The 10,865-nt window shown below is 36.8% G+C and carries 9 protein-coding genes and 1 pseudogene; 5 read left to right on the top strand and 5 right to left on the bottom strand.

Features of this window, described 5'->3' with window-relative positions:
* Positions 1-133 precede the first annotated feature (133 nt).
* Together M3204_RS23250 and M3204_RS23245 are read left to right on the top strand one after the other, a co-directional pair.
* A pseudogene (locus M3204_RS23250) lies at positions 134-481 on the top strand (GNAT family N-acetyltransferase); the annotation flags it as partial.
* A gap of 123 nt (positions 482-604) precedes the next feature.
* Positions 605-2,160, top strand: a protein-coding gene (locus M3204_RS23245) for an IS3 family transposase (RefSeq protein WP_251488909.1) whose coding sequence is annotated in 2 segments (ribosomal slippage) — positions 605-1,235 and positions 1,235-2,160 — 1,557 coding nt in all. Because the reading frame shifts where the segments join, the coding sequence is not laid out codon by codon here.
* A 159-nt stretch (positions 2,161-2,319) separates the two neighbouring features.
* Here the strand turns inward: M3204_RS23245 and M3204_RS23240 are convergent.
* Positions 2,320-3,651, bottom strand: coding sequence for a CoA-disulfide reductase (locus M3204_RS23240; protein WP_251488906.1), 1,332 nt, complete (start codon positions 3,649-3,651; stop codon positions 2,320-2,322).
* A 169-nt stretch (positions 3,652-3,820) separates the two neighbouring features.
* A complete protein-coding gene (locus M3204_RS23235) occupies positions 3,821-4,060 on the bottom strand; it encodes a hypothetical protein (RefSeq protein WP_251488903.1) in 240 nt (79 codons plus the stop codon).
* A 109-nt stretch (positions 4,061-4,169) separates the two neighbouring features.
* Here M3204_RS23235 and M3204_RS23230 point away from each other — a divergent pair, with 109 nt between their 5' ends.
* A complete protein-coding gene (locus M3204_RS23230; RefSeq protein WP_251488901.1) occupies positions 4,170-5,504 on the top strand; it encodes a hypothetical protein in 1,335 nt (444 codons plus the stop codon).
* A gap of 169 nt (positions 5,505-5,673) precedes the next feature.
* On the opposite strand, the gene M3204_RS23225 is transcribed toward M3204_RS23230, so the two are convergent.
* The 3 genes from M3204_RS23225 to M3204_RS23215 all read right to left on the bottom strand — a co-directional run bounded on the left by M3204_RS23225 (position 5,674) and on the right by M3204_RS23215 (position 8,073).
* On the bottom strand, positions 5,674-6,000 hold the full coding sequence (locus tag M3204_RS23225; protein WP_251488898.1) for a hypothetical protein: 327 nt from the start codon (positions 5,998-6,000) through the stop codon (positions 5,674-5,676).
* Positions 6,001-6,025: 25 nt separating this feature from the next.
* Positions 6,026-6,505 carry a hypothetical protein gene (locus M3204_RS23220; protein ID WP_251488895.1) on the bottom strand — a complete coding sequence of 160 codons (480 nt, stop codon included), beginning with the start codon at positions 6,503-6,505 and terminating at the stop codon, positions 6,026-6,028.
* Positions 6,506-6,759: 254 nt separating this feature from the next.
* Positions 6,760-8,073 (bottom strand): hypothetical protein, encoded by a 1,314-nt coding sequence (locus M3204_RS23215; protein WP_251488891.1) that lies wholly within the window; start codon positions 8,071-8,073, stop codon positions 6,760-6,762.
* A 312-nt stretch (positions 8,074-8,385) separates the two neighbouring features.
* Here M3204_RS23215 and M3204_RS23210 point away from each other — a divergent pair, with 312 nt between their 5' ends.
* Positions 8,386-8,682 (top strand): nucleotide pyrophosphohydrolase, encoded by a 297-nt coding sequence (locus tag M3204_RS23210; RefSeq protein WP_251488888.1) that lies wholly within the window; start codon positions 8,386-8,388, stop codon positions 8,680-8,682.
* 16 nt (positions 8,683-8,698) lie between these two features.
* Positions 8,699-10,630: a DUF2075 domain-containing protein gene (locus M3204_RS23205; protein WP_251488885.1), complete on the top strand. Its 1,932-nt coding sequence runs from the start codon at positions 8,699-8,701 to the stop codon at positions 10,628-10,630.
* The last annotated feature ends 235 nt before the right edge of the window (positions 10,631-10,865 follow it).

Genomic DNA, 10,865 nt, shown 5'->3' with positions numbered 1-10,865 from the left:
AGCTCTGATTTTAACTTCCATAGTGTAGTTTTTATAGATTTGGCCTTTTTTCGGCATGTTAATCACCCCTTAAAATGGTTTCCAAACTAGTTGTTTTTCAACCTCTACTTTAAGGGGTGCACATCACCGTCCCTACGTCTCTTTTGAAAGCCAATTGATTGATGACAAACAGCATATTTTTTTGGCTACTTTAAGCGATGATATAGTTGGCGTTGTAGTGACAAAGGAAGAAGAAGTAACCGGAAATACTTTTGTTAAAGCGAGGAAAGTATTATATATAAAGAGTTTATGCGTTGCTGAAACACATAGAAAGAAAGGAATCGGAAAAAACCTAACTAATTACGTTTTTGATTTTGGAAGAAGTCTCAAAGTTGATAGTATTGAATTGGGAGTAACCGAAGAAAATACATCTGCCATTGAATTTTATAGGTCAATTGGGATGACAACGAAGAGTAGAAAAATGGAGATTATATTGAAATAACGAAGCAGCTTTATTTGAACAGAACAGTTTATTAAAGGAATAAAGCTTGGGATGTTGATATGCTCCCCTTTAGGTAGACAGATTAAAAAATAAAATCTGTTTACTTAAAGGGGAGTTTTTATTATGTCAAAAAGGGCCTTTTCACTCCAAGATAAAATTAAGATTATAAAGGCATTGGAAAACGGGAACCATACCATTTCGGAACTGGAATTTATATACAAAGTGAGTAATATGGCAATTTATGATTGGATCTATAAGTTTGAAAAATACGGAGTGGAAGGATTGGACGAATCCTCTACTTGGAAGAGATATTCGAAGGAACTTAAGCTGTCGGCAGTTCAGGACTATCTTAGCGGGGATTACTCCATTCAGGAAGTTACGAGGAAATATGAAATTTCCAGTACTTCTCTCCTTCGCAAGTGGATTAAAAAGTATAATAGTCATAGAGAATTAAAGGACACTTCCCAAGGAAGGACAAACACTATGACTAGAAGAAACACAACCATAAATGAACGGAAAGAGATTGTGCTATATTGCCTTGAGAACGGCAAGGATTATCAGAAGGCAGCTGAGACCTACCAGGTCTCTTACCAACAAGTATATCAATGGGTTAAAAAGTATGAGCATGGCGGCGAAGAAGCCCTTCGGGATAAGCGTGGGAGGAAAAAGGAAGAAGTTGAACTCTCTCCAGAACAGAGAATGAAATTGGAGATGAAGAGGCTTGCGAGCGAAAACGAACGCTTACGTGCAGAGAATGCATTCTTAAAAAAGTTAGAGGAGATAGAAAGGAGGCGAAGATAAGCCAGATACGCCTTGAGGAGAAATATATGACGATCAAAGAACTTCACCAGGAAGAGGGGTTCACTCTCATCATGCTTTGTGAAATTGCGGGGTTGGCCAGATCTGCATATTATAAATGGCTAAAGCGAACACCTTCCATGCGTGAACGCCAGAATGAAGAACTTGTAGAAGAAATGAAGGCTCTCCATGAAGATGTTAAAGGAATCTATGGCTACCGTAGGATTACGATGGCTTTGAATCGAAAGTTGGGCAAGAGCTTCAATCATAAGCGAATCTATAGGCTGATGAAGATTGTCGGCATTCAAAGCGTAATCCGGAAAAAGAAGAAACGCTATAAAAAATCAACCCCTCAACATGTCGCAGAAAATGTGTTAAACCGTAAATTCCAGGCCGAAAATCCAAATGAGAAATGGGTTACGGATGTCACTGAATTCAAGTATGGAGAAGCAAAAAAGGCTTATTTGAGTGCGATTAAAGACTTACACGATGGAACCATCGTCAGTTACGTTTTTGGGCGTTCCAACAACAATAAACTGGTGTTTGATACGCTGGATCAGGCAACAGCCCTTTTGAATGGAGACCGTCCACTCATACATAGCGACAGGGGCTTCCAGTATACCCATCTCGGATTTAAACGAAGAATAGATCAAGCACAGATGACTCAAAGTATGTCCCGAGTCGGAAGATGTATTGACAATGGTCCAATGGAATCCTTTTGGGGATCACTGAAAAGCGAGAAGTATTACCTGGAGAAATATAAGACCTTTGAAGAACTATCTGCGGCGATTGATGAGTACATATACTTTTATAATCATGAACGTTACCAAAAAAGATTAAACGGCCTTAGCCCCCTAGAATACAGGGCTAAAGCCGCTTAGATTGTTTTTATTATTTCCACTGTCTACTTGACGGGGAGCAGTTCATGTTCCCAAGCTTTTTGTTAGCTATTTGAATTAAAAAAATCAGCTTTAAAATTCACTGCCGGTAAAATCGATGAAAACCGAATTTGTTGCAGTATTCATTTACGCTATTCCCACCTACTCCACTCTCCTAGCCGCCTGCTGAATAGGATCCCACACCCCATTATACGGGGGAGCATACGCCAGATCTAAATCAAGCAGCTCTTCGGTCGTCATGGAATGGAATATGGCTGTCGCTAGGACATCGATTCGTTTATCGACGCCATTTTCACCAATAATTTGCCCGCCAAGAACTTTATGTGTCTCTTTATGATAGACAAGTTTCAATTTCATTTTTTTATCATCCGGATAATAGCCAGCGATATCAGATGCTGTAATGGTTACAGTGCCACAGGGGATGTTCATTATTTTTGCCTCTTTTTCTGATAGCCCTGCTCTCCCAAGGGTTAAATCGAAAAACTTAATAATGGAAGTGCCGACAATTCCTTTAAATGTTTTATGTACATCAACCATGTTCAATCCGGCGATTTGTCCTTGCTTGTTGGCATGTGTTCCCAATGGGACGTGATCATCCTTTTCTTTTACTCGGTGATATTGTGTGGCACAATCTCCTGCCGCGTAGATATCTTCAATACTGGTTTGCATATAGGCATTTACCTGGATGGCACCATTTCCAATTGTTTTGATTCCTGTTCCTTCTAAAAAGGAAGTATTGGGCCTCACACCTACAGCGACTAGCACCAAATCTGTTTCATACTCTCCTTTATCGGTTTTCACAGATTCCACATGGTCACTTCCACCGAATGCTTCTACGGATTCACCCATATTTAACACAATGTTTTGTCTTACAGCTTCTTCATGAATCAGTTCTGCCATGTCTGGATCAAATATTTTAGCTAATTGCTCATTTCGTTCAATGATGGTTACCTTCTTGCCGAGCTCCGCAAAACTTTCGGCCATTTCAAGACCAATGTACCCGCCACCAATCACCGTCACATTATGTATATCTCTTTCCAGATGATCCATTATCGCTTTTGCATCAGGGATGGTTTTTAGTGAGAAAATACCAGGAAGTGTCACACTCTTCCACTTTGGAACGACCGAGCTTACACCAGTCGCAATCAGAAGGCGGTCATATGGAAGGCTAAACGTTTCTCCATTACTATGGTTTATTCCACTTACCATTTTATTTTCCACGTCTACCTTTTGGGCCTCATGAAATACCCGTGCATCAATGCCATACTTCTCTTTAAAAGTAGACGGAGTGCGAGCGATTAACTCATCTGTAGACTCAATCTTCCCACTAATCACATAAGGCAGGCCACATTGTCCATATGAATACACGCCACCCTTTTCCAACACAGTGATTTCATGTCCAGAACTGTTCCGGACCATTTGCATCGCAGCACTCATACCTGCTGCATCTCCACCAATAATAAGTATTTTCATCTTCATCCCTCCATTCCTTGTGTATCCAATTATGATTGAGTTTTAAACATTTATATCTATATATAGGTAACTTTAGAAAAATGCTGATTAACACACTATTTATCTTTCGCGAAAATAGTTCCCCTGTCATCGCCATCACTGTAACGGGTTGGAGTTCTAGATTCCCCACTCAACAAACCTGCATTTCATAAAGCTCTTCAAAATAACGCTCCTGGAATTTCTTGTTCAGGTTGCCGGTAAAATAAGCGATTGGATGCTTGACTTCCACCTTCGACTTCAGCTTTCTGACGAGCTGTCTAAAGGTGTCAAGGGATAGTGATAACAGGAGATCTGTTTCTTTTTCATAGTAGTTACTACAATGCTCATCCGCCAGAATTCTTCGATTGACTTTGAAGCCTGGAAAATTCATTTACAAGATTGCAAACTATTCGTATAATATAAATTTTAAGAATAGTTGGATAAGGGAATGGACGCTTGGTATAATTGTTAAATAATATGAGATTACCTGGGGGCTATTTATGAGTCGAATAAATCAATTAGAAAACCATCCTTTTATCCTAAGCACATTACCAACATCTATCGAGACGCTTTCATTAGTAGAGAATAACGAGGAATTATTACATAAGCTTGATGAATACGGAACACAAACACTAAATCGGATTAATGGACTACTTAATCAATTAAAATCAAGAATTAGTGCAATTGACCCATATCTTAATAGACAACCTACACTTGACTCACTAAATGAAGATGTTAGACATATAAATGCATACCTTCAAAACGCACCTGCCCATTTAGTGAATACTTCTTCTTTGAATACTATTAATAATCATATAGACAATATAATTGCTAATATGATTTTCATTCCAACTATTCAAGATTTAGAATCGTTGGAGGGCATCAAAGATAACGTTATTTCATTTAGGCGTTCGGTCGCGCGTCACAAAGTTGTGTTAGCAGAGCAACAACAAGTATTATTACAAAAAAATGAAGAAATCACAAAGGAAATTGAAGATCTAAACACTTCCTTTGAACAATTAACAGAAAAGTTCACAAATACATCTAATGCATTTGACGAGAAATTTTCAGTATTGCATGATACTTTTCTCGAAACAGAGAAAATACGTTCTGAACAGTTTGCACAACAGCTGAAAGATATTCAGAAAACGTTTGATGACCAACTCTCGGAATCGAAAGAACAGTGGGAGCAATTACTAGAACAAAACGACCAAGTAATTCAGGAAACTATCACAAAATTAAAAGAGGAACAGCAATTATTTTTAGATAATACAAATGAAAAGCAACGAGAATACGACACTATTTTGGCTGAACATAAAAAATCAGTAGAAAGTTTAGTAGGAATTATTTCTACAAACTCAATCTCAGGTCATTTTAAAGAAGTTGCTGATAAAAAAGAAAAATTAACAACTATTTGGCAGTGGTTAACTGGTTCTGGTTTTGCAATTACGATAGGATTTGGTGTCTATGCGTTTATTTTTAGCAAAGACTTAGACTGGCCATCTTTGATTGCCAGATTTATTGTGACAACAGCCCTTGGTTCATTTACTGCATATGCAGCTCGTCAAGTTACTAAAAATGAAACCCAAGAAAAGTATAACCGTCAAATGGAAGTCGAATTAAAAACATTAAATCCTTATATTGCTGCTTTTTCAGAAGATGATCAAATTAAGTTGAAAGAGCAACTATTCCCTCTTATATTCGGAAGAGCTGAGATTAATAGTCAGCAACCGGATAAGAGTGGTAGTTCCCCAAGCAGTCAGTTGAATCCTCAAGACTTAACTAACGCTATCGAAATAATTAGGAGTTTCACCAGTGGTCCACCCAAGCAGTAAATAATTCGTAAAAATTGTATTATGCGAATACTAATTCTTTTTTTCTAGTTTGTGAGGTGTAACTATGAGACAGAGGGACCATTCCACTGCCTCATTTAGTTACATATTTTCAAAATTTACGAGCCAGTGAAAACCGCCCCATTGACCCTCGGAAAAACTTTGGCTTAGTTCAACAAACCGAACCCATATCTTTAAGCTCTTCAAAATAACGCTCCTGGAACTTCTTATTCAAAATCCCAGTAAAATAAGCAATCGGGTTCTTTACTTCCACCTTCGACTTCAGTTTCCGGACTAGCTGTTTGAAGGAGTCGAGAGACAGTGATAACAAGAGATCCGTGTCTTTTTCATAGTTATTACGGTAGGCAGCGACCTTGCTCATCCGCCAGAATTCCTCGATTGACTTTGCAGCTGGGAAGAAGTATTTCACAAGATTGACGAAATCACTAGGAATCCGGTCACTGACAAAAAAGATAGTCTTCCGGTGCTTTTTCAGCAAGGGATTTTATCTCACCGATTTCTGATTATTGTTCTTCAGCAGCCTTTTCTTCACGTTTATTATTCTTTTTAATGTTAGTTTCAGAAGGAATGATAGTTTTATATTGGTGGCTCAATTGAACGCCATCCGGTAGTTCATTCATTGGGAAACGATTGAATACATACAGGTTGCTAGACTGTGAGCCATTCTTGCGCGCAGTTTCATACACAGTGTAAATACCAATTTCACTAGCCTTCAGGATCATCCTCTTAAATGTAGAACGGGAAATCCCCATTTCCCCATACTCCTCATAAATCGCCTTAAGGACCGTCCCAATCTTGGCATTGGCCACGCCAGGAACCTTCGCAGCAAAACGAGCCAGCCGCTTCAAACCAATCAACTCACCCTTACTGAAAAAACGCTTCTTATCCACCATCCACATCTCAAAATGATTATTAAACTCCTTCAACGAACCAAACTGTGAATACTCCGCAAAACTCTCAATAACCGCCGACTTAATTGTCATGCTAATGCACCATCCTTTCACCGTTTATATATGGATGAAAGGGTGGAAAGGACAGGGTCGAAAGCTCAAGGTTGTGGCGGTTTTGTGAACAGTTAATGGAACAGTTCAAATGTTGGATTTGCCGTTACTTACGGTACGGTTCACCTTAGTTATAAAAGAGGCAAAAAAACAAGGCATTGAAAATCATTTTCAATGCCTTGTTGGCAACTACTAAAACTCTATTACATTATTCAATACCTTTGGTACTAGTTTTTTCATATAGGACGAACAATTCCAGCCTTAATGCCAGAAAGCATACTCCCATATATCTTTCTCGCTACTATATCATTTTCTAATGCCAGTTCATATTTGGACCTGAATTTCCCGGCTAAATATTCAAAATGTTGGTCTACATGTGCTTCTAAATGTCCCTTAAAATCATTAAAAGTTTCATAAGAACTTATATACCTAAGATAAGTTTCAAATAGAAGTGCATCATCAAAATACGTATCAACTATAAAACAATAGGTTGAATCATGAGAAAAAAAATATTTTGTCATCTTTTTCAATAAAGCAAATTGCTCTTCATCTAATTGAAACCAATCCTTAGATAAAAGTTTCCTTTTTTCCGGATTATTTTTATCATACTTGACATCAGTTGCTAATTTTGAAATATATTTTCCTGAAATCACGACCAAAACATCAGAAATCCGAAGTCCAACATGATTAACAGAATCTTCATTTTCGTTTATTAATGGAAAATTTAATTTCTTGAACGGTTCTGAGGGGATCCCTTCATCAAGAATCAGTTCTGAAGACTGTATATTAATTTTATTAGCAAGGGACATTTCTGATATCCACAAGTCAAGGTCAAATGACACCTTGTTCCAATCAAATGAGACTACAGCAAAAGGAGTTTCTTGAATAAAATGCTTTGTTTTTTTTATTGTTTGAATTATATTTTTGTAATCCTGTATTTGGACTTTCATTCTCTGGATATCCTGGTTCTTTTCAACGAATGCTTTCATGTCTTTCTGAATTTCTGTAAGAACTTCTCTATTTCCCTTATTAGAATCAAAAAAAGATTGAATCACACTTTTACTGGATTCTTTTTCTAAATATTTTACTATAGAATATTTTAAAAGCTTTGGCGATTCTATGAATCTTTTTTCTTCCATTTTAAGAATCCAATCTGATAATCTATTGTCTGCAACGAGAGAAATTTTATTAATTGACAATAATAAATTATCAACTTGATTTTCAAGAAGTAGGTCAAACAAGGAATTATAAAAATCTAGTTCACGCCCCTTAAGACTTGCTATACCATACTTGAAATTCTTGCCCAAAATGTCTTTTCCTTTTAATTCTTTTTTATTGTCAAGAAAATTTCTAGAAGACATGTAATCTCTTTCTAAGATTTCATATTTCTCCTCAATTTCATGGAGACATTCCTCTTTTATCTTGATTAAGTTAGCAACATAAACATACATGTTATCATTTCCTAACTTAATTTTCTTTTCTTCATCATAGGGAGCCGTCATCCTAATAGTTTCTTGTGGCCCTTTTTCATCAATATATATATAGTCCATATATTCCTCCAATTTAATATTTTTATTTAAAAAATATATAATTATTAATATTTATTATTATACAAAATTAAAAAGAAAAGATGGTACACAAAACCAATTAATACCATATTTAATGACATCATTTTTTTATTCCTAATAAACCAGCACACAGAAACACAGGGACGGTTCTACTGCTTCCTTACATCATAAAGTAATCAAGTAAATCGATCCCACGCTTTACCACTATACAAAAATTAACCATCTCACCGCATATGAGATTAATAATGATAGAATAATAGAAAATGTAATAATATGGTGTTTGGAGGTTACCTTATGCAGAATATGATAGATAAAATCATACAGTTTCGGGATGATCGGGGCTGGAAGCCGTATCATAATGAGAAGGACCTGGCTATCTCTATTGCTTTGGAGGCCAATGAACTTCTTGAAAACTTTCAATGGAAAAGCAGTGAAGAGGCATTGGAATCATCAACAGAAAATATTAAAGATGAAATGGCAGATGTTCTAATTTATCTCCTTCAGCTTGCCGAAAAAATGAATATAGATTTAGAAGAAGAAGTATCTAGAAAGATGGAGAAAAACGCAATAAAGTATCCAATAAATAAATGATTATGGGGAGCCGGGTATGATAATCTATGAAGCTAATAAAACTGAATTTATATCCGATGTAACAAATGAATTACTGGTTGAACGCCTTTATCAATCCTATCAAGAAAAAGTAGGACGTACTTCTAAACAGGAGATTGTTTCATGGGAAAATTCATTGCAAAGAATGTGCAATGTGATGCAAGACAAAGAGATTCCGCATGATGCCAGTGTTGCTATTGAATTTAAAATTCCTAATACATCTAAAAGAGTAGACTTTATTGTGGCCGGTAATAATGGTAAGCAAGACCATGTAGTCATCGTTGAACTTAAACAATGGTCTGAGGTTGAGAAAATAACCACACAGGACGGTGTCGTAAAGACGTTCGTTGGTGGAAGATTAAATACATTGCCTCATCCGTCCTATCAGGCTTGGTCCTATGCAGCACTCATAAAAGATTTCAACGAAAATGTACAAAAGAATCAAATACTGCTAGAACCTTGCGCCTACTTACATAACTATAGAAAAATGGAGGATGATCCTCTTATAGATGTCCATTACAAAGAGCATCTCAATAAAGCACCTGTTTTTACAAAAGGTGAAATCCAAAAACTAAGGGACTTCATTAAGAAATTTGTTAAAAAAGGCGATCAGCATCAGCTCATCTACCAAATTGAGCATGGTCGGATTCGGCCTTCAAAGTCACTGCAGGACTCTTTAACAAGTATGTTAAAAGGCAATGAAGAATTTGTCATGATTGATGATCAAAAGGTGTTTTACGAACAAGCACTTCATCTTGCCCTTAATTGTGTAAAAAACGGAAAAAAGCAAGTGATGGTGATTGAAGGAGGCCCTGGAACCGGGAAATCGGTAATGGCTATTAATCTGCTCGTCAACTTAATAAATCAAGAGCTAATGACATTATATGTTTCCAAAAACTCTGCTCCCAGAGATGTATATGCCTCTAAATTGAAAGGCACTATACGAAAAACAGAAATTGATAATTTATTCAAGGGCTCCGGCAGCTTTACAGAATCCTCTCTAAATGAGTTTGATGTCATTATAGTCGATGAAGCACATCGTTTAAATGAAAAGTCAGGGTTTTATGGAAATCAAGGTGAAAATCAGGTTAAAGAACTAATTAAAGCTGCTAAATTCACTTTATTTTTCATCGATGAAAACCAAAGGGTAACTTTAAAGGATATTGGGAGCATGGATTTAATCAAGAAATTTGCAGATGAAGCGAATGCTGAATTAATTACTGGCCAATTAACATCACAATTCCGCTGTGATGGTTCAGATGCTTATATATCATGGCTGGATGATGTTCTCCAAATTAAGGAAACAGCTAACTCCCATTATTATGGAGTGGACTATGATTTCCGAATTTTTAATGACCCTCATGAAATGCTGAAAATGATTGAAAAACTTAATAAGACCAATAATAAGTCGCGATTGCTGGCAGGATACTGCTGGGAATGGCCAACAGGCGGCCGTCATAATACAAAGCATAAAGAGATCACAATTCCTGAACATCATTTTGAAATAAGCTGGAATCTGTCAGATAGTATTTGGGCTATTGATCCAAACTCCGTAAATGAAGCAGGTTGCATTCACACATCCCAAGGATTAGAATTCGATTACGTGGGAGTCATCATTGGTCCCGACTTAAGATATGAGAATGGCCAGGTAATTACAGATTACACAAAGCGTGCCAAGACTGATCAATCCTTAAAGGGAATCAAAACTCTAGCCAAAGAAGACCCAGAACAAGCACAAAGAATATCCAATCAAATCATACGCAATACTTATCGGACTCTTATGACGAGAGGCCAAAAAGGCTGTTTTATATTTTGTACGGATCCTAAGTTGAATGCTTATTTTAAAGAGCGCTTGCAACAAACAAAAATTTATAATGATTTTTCTCCTGAAAGAAAATTGAGAGTGGCAGAAAATCAAGAGGAATATTAATAGGAAAAGTGCCCTTACTATATAGGTCGGGCACTTTTTAGGTATTATCACTTGGGATAAGGTTCACCTTACATATCTAAGAGGCAAAAAAATGAGGCGAGAGGTTCCTGGTCAAGCCCCCAAATAGTAGAGTCTTAAATGAAACATATTGATTTTACTGAAGGGAATTGCTCCCTGGTTTAATCATTTAAACTTGATCGTTCAGCTTAAACACTTGACATGGAGCCTCTTCTCG

This window comes from Mesobacillus subterraneus (genome assembly GCF_023715485.1).
Classification (GTDB): domain Bacteria; phylum Bacillota; class Bacilli; order Bacillales; family Cytobacillaceae; genus Mesobacillus; species Mesobacillus subterraneus_B.
This window is presented reverse-complemented; position numbering and strand designations above follow the sequence as displayed.

What these genes read in the sequence shown, in the direction of transcription:
- M3204_RS23240 (WP_251488906.1), bottom strand. Translation starts at nt 3,651, where the DNA reads ATGAAAATACTTATTATTGGTGGAGATGCAGCAGGTATGAGTGCTGCG.
- M3204_RS23220 (WP_251488895.1), bottom strand. Translation starts at nt 6,505, where the DNA reads ATGACAATTAAGTCGGCGGTTATTGAGAGTTTTGCGGAGTATTCACAG.
- M3204_RS23210 (WP_251488888.1), top strand. Translation starts at nt 8,386, where the DNA reads ATGCAGAATATGATAGATAAAATCATACAGTTTCGGGATGATCGGGGC.
- M3204_RS23230 (WP_251488901.1), top strand. Translation starts at nt 4,170, where the DNA reads ATGAGTCGAATAAATCAATTAGAAAACCATCCTTTTATCCTAAGCACA.
- M3204_RS23235 (WP_251488903.1), bottom strand. Translation starts at nt 4,060, where the DNA reads ATGAATTTTCCAGGCTTCAAAGTCAATCGAAGAATTCTGGCGGATGAG.
- M3204_RS23215 (WP_251488891.1), bottom strand. Translation starts at nt 8,073, where the DNA reads ATGGACTATATATATATTGATGAAAAAGGGCCACAAGAAACTATTAGG.
- M3204_RS23205 (WP_251488885.1), top strand. Translation starts at nt 8,699, where the DNA reads ATGATAATCTATGAAGCTAATAAAACTGAATTTATATCCGATGTAACA.